The 14174-nt window shown below is 53.3% G+C and carries 16 protein-coding genes and 1 pseudogene; 2 read left to right on the top strand and 15 right to left on the bottom strand.

What is annotated here, in order from left to right; all coding sequences use genetic code 11:
- The 7 genes from ETC02_RS05185 to ETC02_RS05215 all read right to left on the bottom strand — a co-directional run.
- A partial coding sequence (locus tag ETC02_RS05185) for a hypothetical protein (protein ID WP_171698111.1) occupies positions 1-656 on the bottom strand: 656 nt, incomplete at its 3' end.
- Positions 657-984: 328 nt separating this feature from the next.
- Positions 985-1713, bottom strand: a complete 729-nt coding sequence (locus ETC02_RS05190; protein WP_171698112.1) for a YwiC-like family protein — start codon at positions 1711-1713, stop codon at positions 985-987.
- Between the two features lie 5 nt (positions 1714-1718).
- A complete protein-coding gene (gene moaD, locus ETC02_RS05195) occupies positions 1719-1949 on the bottom strand; it encodes a molybdopterin converting factor subunit 1 (protein WP_023633820.1) in 231 nt (76 codons plus the stop codon).
- Positions 1946-2413 carry a molybdenum cofactor biosynthesis protein MoaE gene (locus tag ETC02_RS05200; protein WP_021321986.1) on the bottom strand — a complete coding sequence of 156 codons (468 nt, stop codon included), beginning with the start codon at positions 2411-2413 and terminating at the stop codon, positions 1946-1948. The genes moaD and ETC02_RS05200 overlap by 4 nt, the downstream gene beginning before the upstream one ends.
- Entirely contained in the window at positions 2410-2910 is a 501-nt protein-coding gene (mobB, locus tag ETC02_RS05205) for a molybdopterin-guanine dinucleotide biosynthesis protein B (RefSeq protein WP_050368349.1), read from the bottom strand. The genes ETC02_RS05200 and mobB overlap by 4 nt, the downstream gene beginning before the upstream one ends.
- Complete coding sequence (locus ETC02_RS05210) at positions 2907-4166, bottom strand: molybdopterin molybdotransferase MoeA (RefSeq protein ID WP_050368348.1); 1260 nt, start codon at positions 4164-4166, stop codon at positions 2907-2909. Before ETC02_RS05210 ends, mobB begins: the two co-directional genes overlap by 4 nt.
- Positions 4167-4215: 49 nt before the next feature.
- Positions 4216-5172 (bottom strand): methyl-accepting chemotaxis protein, encoded by a 957-nt coding sequence (locus tag ETC02_RS05215; protein ID WP_050368347.1) that lies wholly within the window; start codon positions 5170-5172, stop codon positions 4216-4218.
- Between the two features lie 287 nt (positions 5173-5459).
- Between ETC02_RS05215 and ric the strand changes: the two genes are divergently transcribed.
- Positions 5460-6167, top strand: coding sequence for an iron-sulfur cluster repair di-iron protein (gene ric / locus ETC02_RS05220; RefSeq protein ID WP_050368346.1), 708 nt, complete (start codon positions 5460-5462; stop codon positions 6165-6167).
- A gap of 101 nt (positions 6168-6268) precedes the next feature.
- Here the strand turns inward: ric and moaA are convergent, their stop codons facing one another.
- A complete protein-coding gene (moaA, locus tag ETC02_RS05225) occupies positions 6269-7294 on the bottom strand; it encodes a GTP 3',8-cyclase MoaA (protein WP_050368345.1) in 1026 nt (341 codons plus the stop codon).
- A gap of 54 nt (positions 7295-7348) precedes the next feature.
- Positions 7349-8011: a molybdate ABC transporter permease subunit gene (modB, locus tag ETC02_RS05230; protein ID WP_050368344.1), complete on the bottom strand. Its 663-nt coding sequence runs from the start codon at positions 8009-8011 to the stop codon at positions 7349-7351.
- Positions 8012-8235: 224 nt separating this feature from the next.
- Here modB and ETC02_RS05235 point away from each other — a divergent pair, with 224 nt between their 5' ends.
- Positions 8236-8946 (top strand): Crp/Fnr family transcriptional regulator, encoded by a 711-nt coding sequence (locus tag ETC02_RS05235; RefSeq protein ID WP_050368343.1) that lies wholly within the window; start codon positions 8236-8238, stop codon positions 8944-8946.
- 14 nt (positions 8947-8960) lie between these two features.
- On the opposite strand, the gene ETC02_RS17650 is transcribed toward ETC02_RS05235, so the two are convergent.
- The 6 genes and pseudogenes from ETC02_RS17650 to ETC02_RS05265 all read right to left on the bottom strand — a co-directional run bounded on the left by ETC02_RS17650 (position 8961) and on the right by ETC02_RS05265 (position 14151).
- Complete coding sequence (locus ETC02_RS17650) at positions 8961-9398, bottom strand: hypothetical protein (RefSeq protein ID WP_253264092.1); 438 nt, start codon at positions 9396-9398, stop codon at positions 8961-8963.
- A gap of 243 nt (positions 9399-9641) precedes the next feature.
- Positions 9642-10817, bottom strand: coding sequence for an MFS transporter (locus ETC02_RS05245; RefSeq protein WP_171698113.1), 1176 nt, complete (start codon positions 10815-10817; stop codon positions 9642-9644).
- A gap of 279 nt (positions 10818-11096) precedes the next feature.
- Positions 11097-11693: pseudogene (locus tag ETC02_RS05250) on the bottom strand (ABC transporter permease subunit); the annotation flags it as partial.
- A 211-nt stretch (positions 11694-11904) separates the two neighbouring features.
- Positions 11905-13023: a TIGR04053 family radical SAM/SPASM domain-containing protein gene (locus ETC02_RS05255; RefSeq protein WP_033027960.1), complete on the bottom strand. Its 1119-nt coding sequence runs from the start codon at positions 13021-13023 to the stop codon at positions 11905-11907.
- 84 nt (positions 13024-13107) lie between these two features.
- Positions 13108-13476 carry a hypothetical protein gene (locus ETC02_RS05260; RefSeq protein WP_013146110.1) on the bottom strand — a complete coding sequence of 123 codons (369 nt, stop codon included), beginning with the start codon at positions 13474-13476 and terminating at the stop codon, positions 13108-13110.
- A 21-nt stretch (positions 13477-13497) separates the two neighbouring features.
- On the bottom strand, positions 13498-14151 hold the full coding sequence (locus ETC02_RS05265) for an ABC transporter ATP-binding protein (protein ID WP_041468528.1): 654 nt from the start codon (positions 14149-14151) through the stop codon (positions 13498-13500).
- Between the last annotated feature and the right edge of the window lie 23 nt (positions 14152-14174).

The raw sequence follows: 14174 nt of genomic DNA on the forward strand, positions 1-14174 counted from the left end.
AAATCCGTTTTCAGGCGGAATTTGAAAATATGATAGCCAGCAAACGAATGAAGAACCAAATCTTCTTTTGTTGACTCGTTAAATGCAATATTTTGCAGGTCTATGCTCGGAAAAATGTTTTTGTGAAGAATTTTGTTGTCTTTTTTCTTATAGACGGCGGCAACATCCTTCGCTTTTATCGATTGTACGTCATTGCCTGCCGCCTCTAAAATAGAATAGGAAATCGAATATCCATTGTAATGGAACGTGGCGTATTCTCCATCGACCATCTTTTTATAAAAGTTTGTCTCCAAAATGGTATTCTCTGTTTCAACGTAATTCGTATTATTGGTGCTATCCGTTAGGCTAGAAGATACTTCCTCAAATAGTTTTTGTCCCTTTTTCTTCACATGAATAGGCTCAAAGTAAATCTTCTTGGTAAACGTGCCATCGCCGTTGTAGTAAACCTTTGTATTCTCAGTTCTTTCTTCTATGATTTCCCCTGGCTTGAGATCACGTTTCAGAGCTTCCGGCACCTTTGGCGGCCCCTCTTTTGGCGCCACACGGTCAACCCCTGATCGGATCGTTTCGGCAAGCCCCTTTGTCGGGACGCTTGGCATCACTAAAGCCCATACGATCATCCAAACCAACCATCGTCGCAAACGAATGTTTCTCATATGCTCTCCTTCCCGATTTCCATTACTTTTACAATCAAATTGTATCTTTCCTGCTCCCTGCCATCCATCATTTTCGACAGACAAAGTTCGACATGGCTTTGGGCTGGAACGTCTATAATCCTAATAATGAATGTTGAGATGTTTCCCTTTTTTATTTATTTGAGAACGAGCATAGAAGAAGAGGTAGGCTTTTGAAACGACCCTTTGCAAAACCGTTACAAGGAATTCATGCCCATTTCACATCATGCTTGTGCAATGAAAAAGCAATACCGCCTAACCAAAAGAAAAAACCCCAAACGGTCATGGATGCCTCCCGTTTGGGGTTCGCTCAAGAATAGAGCACGATCATCGCGATGAAAAAGTACGCCGCGTTGGCGATTTCCAGCATGCCAAGTTTCATGATCGGCAGCGACTTGCCATATAAATAGACGGCGCGGATGACGCTCGGTGCATAGGCCAAGACGGCGAACGGCTCGCCGATGGCGATGAGGCCGACGATCAACAGGGCGTGGTAGCCCCATGACAGCCATTTGTACCGCTCATTTTTCTTTTCGCGAATCATCGTTTTTACGTAAAACGTGCTGCCGATGAAAAAGAGGAAGGAAAACAGGGCGAGTTCAAACGCTTCGATCGTCAACTCCCCGCGTCCGGCGTAAAAGGCGGCGAGGCCGCCGATGCAAAACGCCGCGATGGCGGCTACATCATTCCAAAAGGCGCGATCGTTCTTTTTCTTGCTGTAGTACGTGTTCACCAAGAAAAACGGCACCATGGCGAGCCCGAAGTAGAAAAGCGCCGGCTGTTGCCAAAGAGAGACGGCAAGCGCCGCGGCGGCGATGGCGCCGTAGCGGATAGCAGCGGGCACGTACGGGTCGTTCCGCTTCGTTTTCACCGCCATCAAAAGCGGATACGTCGCCAAATAGAGCGCGACCCAAGCGACAAAGAGCGGCGCGTGAATCCACGAGAGTCCGCCCGCGTACGCCCCGAGCCAAAACGGGATGATGAGCATCGCCCAGGCGCCGTGTTGTTTTGGCATCACCCATTTGCTTTTGTTCGCCATCCGTCTCATCCTCCGCTTACCGGTGGAATAAAGGCGACCGTGTCGCCGGCGTGAAGCGGCGCTTCGTCGCGGACATACTCCTCGTTGACCGCTGTCATGACGCGCCCGAGCGAGATGCCGTAGCGCTCTTCCACTTCGTCTTTCAGTTTTTTCACCGTTTCCGGAACATTCGGCCACATCACTTCCCGCTCGCCGATTTGCTCGCCCAAATGGGCGAAAAACAATAGACGGATCATTCCTCTTTCACCTCCGGTTTTCCGGACGGATACGCCGTTGTTTCAAGCTGGTCGCCCACCCAGGCGCTTCCGTCCTCCCATTGCTCTTTTTTCCAAATCGGCACGATTTGCTTGATCCGCTCAATGGCATAGCGGTTCGCCTCATACGCTTCGGCGCGGTGCGGCGAGGAAACCGCGATGACGACGGCGATGTCGCTGATCTTAAGCCGCCCGATCCGGTGGGTGATGGCGGTTTTCGCCCCTGGCCATTTTTCGGCGATTTCCGCCCCGATTTGCGCGAGCATTTTCTCGGCCATCGACACGTACGCCTCATATTGCAAAAAGAGCGTCCTCTTGCCGTTCGTCCATTCGCGCACCGTCCCGGCAAAGACAGCGACCGCCCCCGCTTCCGGGCGCATCACTTTTTTCATCACATCCTCGACCGAAATCGGCCGGTCGGTAATGGCAAACAACGGTTCGGTCATGTTCGTGTTCTCACCTCGTTCATGAGCCATGGAATATATTCGTCATCATCGGCCAGCGAAAACACCGGGTGCGCTAGCGGCCCTTCGAGCGGCTCCCAGGCGATGACGGCGCGGATGTTGGCGAGGTGCTGAAGCGACGCCCAATCTTCCCAAGTGCGGACGAGCACGACTTTCGGGTGCCGCTCTTGTTTGTAGCCTTCGACCAACACGAGATCGAGCCGAAGCGGCGCATAAAGCGCCAACACATCATCCAACCGCCACAACGGGCGGCGGAGATGAAGCTGCAAAAGCCCGTCTCCTTCCACCGCCGTCGCCGCCGCCCCAGCCCGCTCGTGGCGGACGGAATCGACGCCTTCCGGCCGCGCGGGCTCGCCGCCATGGCCGTGGTGCTTCACCGTCCCGACGCGCCATCCTTCCCGGACAGCGGCCGCCACCCATTTTTCCATAAGCGTCGTTTTGCCGCTATGTTTATAGCCGACGACTTGCCAGACGTTCATTCGCTTGACCCCTCATCGTCATCCAAAAGCCATACGTCCACCTCATCGCCAACCGCAAACCCTCTCGTTCCGCCCGGCAGCACCATCAAGGCGTTCGCAAAGGCAAGCGAGGTGACGATGTTCGACTTGTCCATGCCGACCGGCTTCACGACAAGCCGACCGTCAACCGCCTCGACCCGGCTGCGCACGAAGCGGGTGAACGGGTTCGGCTTCGGAAAATCGGCGCCGAGCGTGGCCTTCACTTTTTTCAAATACGGCTTGGGGGAAAACAAGCGCGTCCGCACGACCGGGCGGACAAACAGTTCATAGCCGACGTAGCACGCTGACGGGTTTCCGGATAGACCGAACAGCAGCTTGCCATCAATCTCGGCGACGGTCGTCACGCTCCCCGGGCGCATGGCGATTTTGTTAAACAACACGTTCGCTCCGAGCCGCTTGTAAATGGCGGGCAAATAATCGAAATCCCCGACCGAGACGCCGCCGGTCGTAATGAGCATGTCCACTTGATCGAGCGCCTGGCGCACAGCGTGAAAACACGCATCGAGGTCGTCGGCGAGCTGGCCGAAATAAATCGGCTCGGCGCCGCTTTTGAACACCTGAGCCTCGATCATGTAGGCGTTGCTGTTGCGGATTTTTCCCGGCACAAGCGGTTCAGAGACGTCGAGCAGTTCGCTTCCAGTCGCAAAAATGCCAATCTGCGGCTTTTTCGCCACCTTCACTTCGGCGTAGCCGAACGTCGCCAAGAGCGCCGCCACCCCGGGATTGATGCGCGTTCCTTTTTCGACAAGCGGCTGCCCTTTTTTCGCATCTTCCCCTTGAAACGAAATGTTGTCGCCAGGGCGGAACGGGCGTTTAATGGCCATATACGTTTTTCCATCCCGCTCGTACTGTTTGGCGAGCTCCAACATGACGACCGCATCGCATCCTTGGGGAATTTGCGCCCCGGTCATCAAGCGCACCGCTTGAAACGGGCCGACGGGCTGCTTCGCCACTTGCCCGGCGCCAATCGTTTCGATCACTTCAAACTCAACCGGACGATCCAGCCCCGCTCCTTCCGAGTCGGCGGCGCGAATGGCAAATCCGTCATACGGCGAGCGGTCAAACGGCGGCACGTCATGGTCAGCACGCAAATCTTCGGCCAAATAGCGGCCATACGACTGGCGAAGCGGCACTGTTTCCTCTTCTCCCACTCCGGCATAACGCATCACCCGATCAATCGCTTCCGCTACAGGAATCGGGGTTCGTCTTTCGACCATCTCTCTCTCTCCTTTCGATCATACGGCTGGCGGCAACCATATCGTTCTTTCAACGTTGTTGCCATTGTTGCAGCTGTTTTATGCCTTCTGCCAACTTTTCATCAACGACGCTCGCATCGGCAATATGCCGCAAAATCATCTCCCGCGTTTCGCCAAACAAAGCGGCGGACTGTTCGAGCTCTTGCCTCACTTTATCCGCATAGCGGTATTGTTCCTGAATATAGTTTAGCACGTCTTGGGCTCGATTTTCGACTTGATCGATCAGCTCCATCATCGCCGACCATTTGCGAGCTGTATGGATGCTCATTTGGACAACCGTTTCGATCAAAGATGAAATGGCTTCCGTTTGCTCTAGCGACCGCTCGATTTCCTGCTGCACGGCATCGGTTAGCTGGTGAATCGTTTCCGTGCTGTCCGCCGTATGCTCAGCCAATTTCCTCACTTCAGCGGCGACGACGGAAAACCCTTTGCCATGCTCCCCGGCGCGAGCGGCTTCGATCGAGGCGTTTAACGCGATCAAATTCGTCTGGCCAGCGATTTCTTTGATCACTTTCACAATTTGTTCAATTTCTTGCGAGCGGCCGCGCAACCGATGCATCGCGGCCGATGTCGTTTCCATCTCACTGCCGAGCCGCCCCATCGCCTGCTCCATTTCTTCCGACATGCGGATACCTTCTTTTGCGGCTGCGACCATCTGACCCGCCGTCTCCACCAACGCGTTCCCTTGTTCGCATAAACGGTCGGAAATCGCATATGATGACTTGCTGAGCGTACTGACATTATCAACCTTTTCTTTCGTTCGGTCAACCAGCTGGCCTAATACATGGTGTTGCCCGTTGACCACCTCATGCTGGTGAACGATTTCCTGCAACTCCCCGAGCAATCCTGCCACCGTCTCATGAATGGCTTCCTTTTGTCTCGTGAGCTCGTCTTTCATCTCAGCGAGTTGCCGCTCCAGTTCTGTTTTTTCCTCCTCCCACTGCCTTCCCTTCACCAACGCCCACATATCCGTCTCCCCTTTTCCTTCTCTTGATTGGCTTCTGTTGTCAACACGTTGTATGTTATCTGCTGAACATGTCCGTTCTCATCCACGAAAGCAGACACCGCCTCTGCAAAGAGTCAGCAGAAGTCTGCTTTTTTTCATTGTACGATAAAGAAGAAACGTGCTGTTGTGACGTTTATCACATGGATCGATGTCCACTTTTTTTTACGTATGTGAGATCCGTCACAACACCTTCGCGGAAAACACGGTATGCTGAAGCTGTAACGATTGGATCAATGGAGGGATGATGAATGGAACAGCGGTTTACTGAACAATCATTGATTGGCGATATTGTTACTCAATTTCCGAAAGCAGCTGATTTGTTTAAAGCGCGGCGCATCGATTTTTGCTGCGGCGGGCAGCGCCCGTTAAAAGAAGCCATCGAAGAGCGCGGACTCGATGGCGAAGCGCTCCTTCGCGAGCTGAACACCCTTTACGCGGAGGCGCAAAACAAGCCGACCGGAAACTGGAACGAAGCGCCGCTAGCCGACTTGGTCGAGCATATCATCAACACGCACCACCGCTATTTGAACGAGGAGCTGCCGCAGCTCAGCCCGTATGTCACGAAAGTGTTGCGCGTGCACGGCATGCACCATCCGCATCTGTCCCGCGTGCATAAATTGTTTCATGAGTTAAAAACGGAGCTTGAGCAACATCTCATTAAAGAGGAAACGGGCGCATTCCCGCTCATTTTGCAATTTGCCGACAACCCATCGCCGGAAAACCGGGAGGCGGTCGAGCAGGCCGTTCGCGAACTCGTCCATGAGCATGACGCAGCCGGCGATTTGATGAAAGAAATTCGTGAAATCACAAACGACTTCACCCCGCCGGAAGACGCGTGCGGCACGTACCGGCTCGTCTACAACCGACTCGCGGCGCTCGAAGACGATTTGTTTACCCACATCCATTTGGAAAACAACATCCTCTTCCCGCGCGTGTTGGCGGCGGTGAAGGCATAAGCAGACGAAGCCATTCCCCCATTTCTAAGGTAAAGGCAGGCGCATCGAGCGATAAAAAGCAGGGCTGCTTCTTTGACGAAAAGAGCAGCCCCGTTTCTTTGTTATCCCCCAATATACGACATTTCAATTTTCGGCCGTTGTTTCGCCGTCTCTGCCGTCCGTTCTTCCGAATAGCGGTCTGTCCGCTCGCTCCAAATGGCGGCGATCAGCGCCTTCAGCTCTTCTTTCCCCGCGCCGGCGCGCAGTTTTTCTTTCAAAGACACACCTTTTGAGGCAAAGAGGCACGTATACAGCTTGCCATCGGCGGAAATGCGCGCCCTCGTGCAGCTTTGGCAAAACGTTTCCGTCACGGAGGCGATAAAGCCGACTTCCACGTCCGTGCCGACGTAGCGGTAGCGGCTTGCCACTTCGCCGAAGTACTCGTGTTCGATCGGCTCGAGCGGGTGCATGGCGTTGATTTGCTCATACATCTCTTTTTTCGTCACGACATGGGAGTAATCCCAGCCGTTCGTCGTGCCGACATCCATAAATTCAATAAAGCGGAGCGGGATGCCCCAGTCTTTAAAGTAAGCTGCCATCGGCACGATTTGCGAGTCGTTCCACCCTTTTTTGACGACCATGTTCACCTTGACGCCGAGCCCTGCCGCCCGGGCGGCTTCGATGCCTTTTAACACCGGGGTGACGCCGACGCCGATGCCGTTCATTTTGCGGAAAATGTCATCATCCAACGCATCCAAGCTGACGTTGACGCGCTTTAGCCCGGCTGCTTTCAGCCGCTGCGCCCATTTCACTAAATGGACGCCGTTGGTCGTCAAGCCGATATCGTGCAGGCCGGGAATCGCAGACAGCCGCGCAACAAGCGCGTCCAAATCGCGCCTTAAGAGCGGTTCGCCGCCCGTCAAGCGGATTTTTTCGACGCCAAGCTCGACAAAGCATTCCGAAAGAAGCGCCATTTCCTCGACCGTCAACAGCTCGCCTTCCGCCAAAAAGCGAAAATTCGGCCCGAACACTTCGGCCGGCATGCAATAGACGCAGCGAAAATTGCATTGGTCGATCACTGATAACCGCAAGTCGCGAAGCGGGCGGGACAGGCGGTCCATGACGTTCGTTCGGTTGCGCTCGCTCATCGCGCTCCCTCCTTTCTGTTTCGTTCGCCTCATGATGTTGCCAGGCGGCTTTGTTTATTCTCGTAAACGACCGAGTTTCGTCGCAAAGACCAATAAACTGAATGACAATCCGATCGTGACCGCCACCCATGCCCACGCTAACTCCATTCGCCCCGATTCCATGGCCATATAGACGGCGGTCGGGATCGTTTGCGTTTTTCCTGGAATATTGCCGGCAAACATGAGTGTTGCGCCAAACTCCCCGAGGCTGCGGGCAAACGACAGCACCGCTCCGGATAATAACGCGTGTCTGGCAAGCGGCAGCGAAATATGCCAAAAGACTTGGCGCTCATTCGCCCCATCGATGCGCGCCGCCCCTTCAATGGTTGGATCGACCGCTTCGAGCCCGGTTTTGGCCGCCTGATACATGAGCGGGAATGACACGACCACGGCGGCCATCACCGCGGCACCGGGCGTAAACAGTACGGTCGTATGAAACGACGCCTCGATCCACTGGCCGATGGGGCTATGTCGGCCAAACAAGACGACGAGCAAAAAACCGACGACCGACGGCGGCAATACGAGCGGCAACATAAACACCGTCTCCACCACTGTCTTGCCGCGAAACCGGCGGCGCGCCATCCGCCTCGCCGCCGCTGTCCCGAGGATCGCGACAATCAAGCCGGCGAGGAGCGATACTTTGATCGATAACCAAACCGGTGACCAAAACGATGTCATAGGTCAGCCTCTCTTTGTTCCATCTCCATCCTACTATACGAAAACGAGCAGGCAAACGCTGTGACACTGCTCACATTGATTGTATCATATGGGAGGGGAAATCCGGGTTAGAAAAATTTGTGACAACCTGCACAAAAAAAGTGACAAACGGTGATTTTTTTCACTCTGTCCTTACTGTGGTGTTTTTTACAATAGAAGCAGCCGAACAAATGGAGGTGTCAATCATGCAACGGCAAAGCCAACCAGTGGAGAAACGCGATTTTTCCCTCTTGCGCTCGTGGCTGCAATCGTCGAAAAAAGTGATTCCGCTTCGCAAACATTCGTTTTTGTTTCAAGAAGGGATGCCGGCCAATGAGCTGTATTTGATTCTTTCCGGCAAGGTGCAAGTAAGCAAAATTGGCCCGGACGGAAAAGAAATGTGTTTCCGCATTTGTGGAAGCGGGGAAATTGTCGGCGAGCTGACGCTGTTTACGAACGACCCGCGCTATTTATTGACCGCCAAAGTGATTGAACCGGGCGAGGCAGCGGTGATGAATAAAAACGAACTCGAAGAGCAGTTGCTGATCAATCCCACCCTTACCCTTGAATATATGCGCTGGATCAGCAAGCATGCCCGGCGGACGCAGACGAAGTTTCGCGACTTGATGATGAACGGCAAAAAAGGGGCGCTCTATTCGACGCTCATTCGCCTATGCAACAGTTATGGCGTCCCGCTTGAAGATGGAAGCATCTTCATTGACGTAACGTTAAAAAACCAAGACTTGGCCAACTTTTGCGGCACGACGCGCGAAAGCGTCAATCGGATGCTCAACGCCTTAAAACAGGAAGGGATTATCTCGATGAAGCGGGGGAAAATTACGGTTCATGATTTAAACTATTTGAAAACGGAAATTCAATGCGAAGACTGTCCGGCGGATATTTGTTGCATTGAGTGAGCCGTGCACCGTAGTTAGGGGTCTGTCTGATCGTTCCCCTTCGATACACAGCAACGACCAAGCCATTTTGGCGCGCTGATTAGAAGAACGCCCGACCGACCGTTGTTCGCGGCCTGCCGGACGCTCTTTTTTTTTCGATTGTGATGCGAATCACTTCTTTTTCTTTTCACCGCCGTATAATACGTTTTCCCTTTGTCAATTTCAATGTCGGTGATTTGCGCTGTCATTTCGATGTGGACATCATGAGGGCCGACCCGCTCCATTTTTAACGGCACCGGTGCTTGATTCACCCCTTTGTGCGCCGCTAACATGTTCGCAGCAGACTGTTGCGTAGTTGCCGCTGTTCCGTTTTTATTTTCCGCCTTTGCCTCTCCTCCTCCCCCGTTGCTGCATGCGGCCAGAAGCGAAGCGGCTAACGCGACGGACAATAACGAAGACATCCTTTGTTTCATCGTTCTCCCCCCTTAGATGATTTGATTTACACCTTTAACGTACGGCATTTTCACTTCTTCCCTGGTGATTTGTATCACCAACAGACAGACATGTTTGAATGATTTGTGAAATAATGAGCAATATATTTTAATCATGTAACAATAGTGAAACGCATACTCACATTGAATAACAGAAAAACACGCCCAAATAAAAAAAGAGGCTAAAAGCGAACAAGCTTTCAGCCTCTCTATACGGTATTCCATTCAAGAAGCGAACCGCTTCGCCGGTTCGCCGGCTTTTTTGCCAAATACGAGCCGGTTCAGCAAGAAGCAAATAAGGGTAAACAAGCTAAGGAGCAGAAAACCGAGCACGTACGAACCTGTTGCATCTTTCAGGATCCCCATGACAATCGGCGGAAAAAAGCCGCCAAGTCCGCCCCAGGCACCGACAAGGCCGGTGACGGCGCCCGTTTCGGCTGGGAACAGCTGCGGCACGAGTTTGAACACCGCACCGTTGCCCAGCCCAGACATCACGGCCACAAACAAACAAGCCGCTGTCATCACCCAAATATTTTCCATTCCAAACGCGATCACCAACGCGCCGATTGTCATTCCAGCGTAGACGAACGTCAACACCCGTTCAGCGCCGATTTTATCGCCAAGATAGCCGCCGACTGGCCGTGCGAGCGTAGCGAGTACAGTAAACCCAGCCGCGCGCATCCCAGCATCCACTGGCGTCAACCCATACAAGTCAACAAGGAGCGACGGCAAGTAAATGCCAAAGGCGACAAATGCTCCGAATGTGACGAAGTAAAACAGCGACAACGTCCACGTATGTTTGTATTTCAACACCGACAGCGATTCGCGCATCGTTTTTTGTTGTTTTGGCTTCGGCATATCCGGTGTGAAAAACCAAACGAGAATAAGCATGACGACAACGGGGATGATCATTCCCCAAAACGCCCACGAAACGCCGAAAGCGGCAGCGATCGATGGAACCGAAAAACTGGCGACCGCTGTGCCGAAGTTGCCCATCGCGTTAATCCCAAGCGCCGTTCCTTGCTTTTCCGGCGGAGTCAAGCGCGACACGAACGTTACCGAGATCGCGAACGACGTCCCGGCCATACCGATGAAAAACGCCCAAAACAGAAGCATCGCATACGAATCCGCAAACCCTGCGCCGATGAGCGGAACGATTAAAAACAGGAGCAGCAGCGAAAACAGCCTGCGCCCGCCGATCCGGTCCGTCCAAATGCCAAGCGGCAAACGCATGATCGAGCCGAGCAGCACCGGAATGGCGACTAAAATGCTTTTTTGCGTCGATGTCAGCCCGTACATTTCTTGAAACGTGCTCGCCAGCGGCGAAAACACGGCCCACACGGCGAATGAAAACATCATGGCGAACGTCGTAATCGGCAGCAGCGCCTTTTGTTTATTCATGAAAAGCCCCTCCCAAACTTTCAAAATTTGTGACGTTGTTTGTACTTCCATCATACGCAGGAGAAGGAAACGGATTTGTGAGGTTGATCACATTCTTGCCTGTTGTCACCATTTTGCCACAAGCGTTGTCACGGTTTTGTCACATCCAAAAAAAGAAAAAGCCCGTCCCCAAAAGGAACGGACACGATTTGGCAGAACGTTTTTCACATCCGAACGATAAGAAACGCTGTTGGGCGCACACATCTCTTCCGCCCCGTCTACGGCAAACAACTTGTTTTCTCACCCGCTCGCTCGTATCTCCTGCCTCATAAACAACCAATACGCGATCGCAAAGCAGATGAGAGTGGCGGCAATGAGCGCGGTCGCCTGCGGCCAAATGAGCAGCAAACTTTGCGAGAATGGCAAGGGGGCCGCAACAGCGCCGGCCGTTTGCTCCACCGTGACGATCCCTAGCGTTCGGACGTCCGGCGAAAGCAAGGCGGTTGTTGATTCATTGAACAAGTAGCTCGGCGACAATCTCATGAGACCAAGCACCAACTCTTGACGGCCGACCGCCTGCTCGACGGACGTAATGGCGTCAGACTGCAAAAACGGTTTCGCAAACACTTCCACGATCATCGAGTAGAAAAGATTGAAAAACAGCCAAACGGCCATCGACGACAACGCGGATGTCGCAGCCTGGCGGAAGACGACGGAAAACAAAATGCCGAGATTCAGCCAAAAGGCGATATACACAAGGCATAACAACAAAAAGCATATGATGCGGGCAAATTCCTCGAACGTGGGTGGAATGCCCAAGATCAAAATGCCCAATGCCATCACGAGCAGGCCGAGCGAAAGAAACAAAACAGCATTCAACAACAGCGCAGCGACAAACACCAAAAGGGGGAAGCGCGGCGCCGACCGGGCCCGAGACCTTTATAGTCGAATTGAACCACGAATGATCTTTCAACAAAAACGGGGAAGGGCGCCTGCTCCTCCCCCGTATGTTTTGAACACACATCCAACATCCGCCGCATGCGCCCGGGCAACCGTCTCACGAACGCCGTAGCGCCGTCATTTTAAGCGGCCGTTTTTCACCGCCTTCTTACCGTTGGCTTCGCTCTTTTGTCCGCAGCGCCTTTGGAATGTAAACACAATACGGCTCGCTTTCCAAATAGTCTCCCGTCACCGCGTACGCCCGCGAGCGTGAGCCGCCGCACACATATCGGAACTCGCAGACGCCGCATTTTCCTTTATATTTGTCCGGATTGCGCAAGTCTTGGAAAATCGGCGAGTGTCGGTAAATGTCCGCCAGCGGCGTTCCCCGGACGTTCCCGGCTTTGACTGGCAGCAGCCCGCTTGGGTAGACATCGCCGATATGGGAGATAAAAACAAAGCCGTTGCCGTCGTTTACTCCTTTCGGCGCGCGGCCGAGCCCGTCGACTTGTCCGGTCAACCCTTGGTTCAACACATCTTCGTAACGGATGCCGCCTTTTGTCGTTTTTCCTTCGCGCATTTTCGCCTGCAGCACAACGCGGCGGTAATGCTGGCCGGCTGTCGTTTTAATGTCAAACGGAACGCGCTTGCTCGTTTCATACAACCAGCGGAACACCCGCTCATGCTCGATGGGGGAAATCATGTCCTCCTCCTTCCCCCTGCCTGTCGGCACAAGGAAAAAGACGCTCCAAAGGACGCATTTCAGCTTCTCAACCAATTCCGCCATTTCATCAAGCACATGAACGTTGTATCGCGAAATGACGGTGTTGATTTGCACGGGAATGTCGAGCTCATGCAAGTATTGAATCGCACGGATCGTCAAATCAAACGAGCCGCTCACGCCGCGGAAATGATCGTGAATCTCGGCGTTTGGCCCGTCAAGGCTAAACGCCCAGCGCGACAGGCCGACCTCTTTTGCTTTGCGGATCGCTTCTTTCGTCACGTTCGGCGTCGCGCTCGGCGTCATGGACACGCGCAATCCTTTATCGATCGCATATTTCGCTAAATCGTACACATCCGGGCGCATGAGCGGATCGCCGCCCGTAAAGACGAGCATCGGCTGATCCATCTCGTAAATCTCATCGATCAGTTTTTTCCCTTCCTCAAACGTCAACTCGCGCGGATCGCGATGGTATTGCGCTTCGGCGCGGCAATGAAGGCACTTGAGTTGACAAGCTCTCGTCAATTCCCAAATCACAATAAACGGATTTTCATTGAAATCACGCATCATGCTCCCTCCTTGGCCTCCATTGTACCGCAACATTCAGGTGCGTTATGTGATATGGATCACATTTAGACCTCAGCGCTCATCTTATCTTTCGATTAGCTCAACTGGAACTCCGAAACTGTGGTCAGCCAAAATGGAGGAAACTGCATCCCGTTCCTCCTTTGTATGATAAACAATGCGGATGAGCGCTTCATCCGCTTGATCTCCGCACGGCGCCTCCACCTTCACGCTTACTCCCTTTCCTACGCGCTCCAAGCGAGCTGCGAGATCCCGATGCTGACTCAACGCCTCTCTCACTTCCGATCGGCTCGGCAGTTTTCCGCATTCAGGACGAGCAACGTCCTGTTTGCCTGGGAACGGGATAAGCGACAAACCAATCCCCCCTCCCGCTACTAAAAGTCCGCCGACCAACACAATGGCAACGCCAATGCCCCACCATCGTTTTTTCGTCATCTTGATTCGCCCCCTTTCTTCTCATCTGCCATGCCGCATTCCCTTTAGCGCATGCTCAGCATGGGCGGCTCGCATCATTTTCTCATCGTGGGTCGCGACAATAACCGTTCTCCCTTGCTTCGCCAATAATTGAAGCAGCTCAATGACGCGATCGCCATTGGCCTCATCAAGAGAAGCCGTCGGCTCATCCGCCAAAATGACTTGTGCGTCTTTATAGAGAGCGCGTGCGATCGCCAAGCGTCGCTTTTCGCCTCCACTTAGACGGGCGGCCAGTTCTCGTTCTCTTCCATCCAATCCTGTTTCCGATAACACTTTGCGCACCCGCTCCTCATCGCCGACAACTTTCGAACGAAACAAACTCGAAGTCATCGTGATATTAAACGCAACTGATTCTTCCTCCATAATTCCGTAATCTTGGAGAATGAATGCCGCATGGTGTTTCCAAAACAGCCGCCGCTGCTTCGCTCCCCAACTCGTTGTATCGACACCATCAATCAATACACGACCGTTTGTCGGCCGCAAAAGCAATCCAAGCACATGGAGAAGCGTCGTTTTGCCCGCTCCGCTTGGACCAACAAGCGCCGTCAAGGCTCCAGGGGAGCATACGACACTTTCGTTCTCCATAATCGTTCGCTCATTGATAATCATCGTCACTTGATCGGCCTCAATTCTCATGGCAGTCAAGCCTTCCTCCTTCT

The sequence above is a fragment of the Geobacillus sp. DSP4a genome, assembly GCF_013096875.1.
GTDB classification, from domain to species: domain Bacteria; phylum Bacillota; class Bacilli; order Bacillales; family Anoxybacillaceae; genus Geobacillus; species Geobacillus thermophilus.

Coding starts and splice junctions, on each gene's coding strand:
- ETC02_RS05210 (WP_050368348.1), bottom strand. CDS start 4,166: ATGGTCGAAAGACGAACCCCGATTCCTGTAGCGGAAGCGATTGATCGG.
- ETC02_RS05190 (WP_171698112.1), bottom strand. CDS start 1,713: ATGGCGAACAAAAGCAAATGGGTGATGCCAAAACAACACGGCGCCTGG.
- ETC02_RS05260 (WP_013146110.1), bottom strand. CDS start 13,476: ATGACGAAAAAACGATGGTGGGGCATTGGCGTTGCCATTGTGTTGGTC.
- ETC02_RS05215 (WP_050368347.1), bottom strand. CDS start 5,172: ATGTGGGCGTTGGTGAAGGGAAGGCAGTGGGAGGAGGAAAAAACAGAA.
- ETC02_RS05255 (WP_033027960.1), bottom strand. CDS start 13,023: ATGCGTGATTTCAATGAAAATCCGTTTATTGTGATTTGGGAATTGACG.
- ETC02_RS17650 (WP_253264092.1), bottom strand. CDS start 9,398: ATGAAACAAAGGATGTCTTCGTTATTGTCCGTCGCGTTAGCCGCTTCG.
- ETC02_RS05245 (WP_171698113.1), bottom strand. CDS start 10,817: ATGAATAAACAAAAGGCGCTGCTGCCGATTACGACGTTCGCCATGATG.
- ETC02_RS05200 (WP_021321986.1), bottom strand. CDS start 2,413: ATGACCGAACCGTTGTTTGCCATTACCGACCGGCCGATTTCGGTCGAG.
- ETC02_RS05265 (WP_041468528.1), bottom strand. CDS start 14,151: ATGAGAATTGAGGCCGATCAAGTGACGATGATTATCAATGAGCGAACG.
- modB (WP_050368344.1), bottom strand. CDS start 8,011: ATGACATCGTTTTGGTCACCGGTTTGGTTATCGATCAAAGTATCGCTC.
- ric (WP_050368346.1), top strand. CDS start 5,460: ATGGAACAGCGGTTTACTGAACAATCATTGATTGGCGATATTGTTACT.
- mobB (WP_050368349.1), bottom strand. CDS start 2,910: ATGAACGTCTGGCAAGTCGTCGGCTATAAACATAGCGGCAAAACGACG.
- moaD (WP_023633820.1), bottom strand. CDS start 1,949: ATGATCCGTCTATTGTTTTTCGCCCATTTGGGCGAGCAAATCGGCGAG.
- ETC02_RS05235 (WP_050368343.1), top strand. CDS start 8,236: ATGCAACGGCAAAGCCAACCAGTGGAGAAACGCGATTTTTCCCTCTTG.
- moaA (WP_050368345.1), bottom strand. CDS start 7,294: ATGAGCGAGCGCAACCGAACGAACGTCATGGACCGCCTGTCCCGCCCG.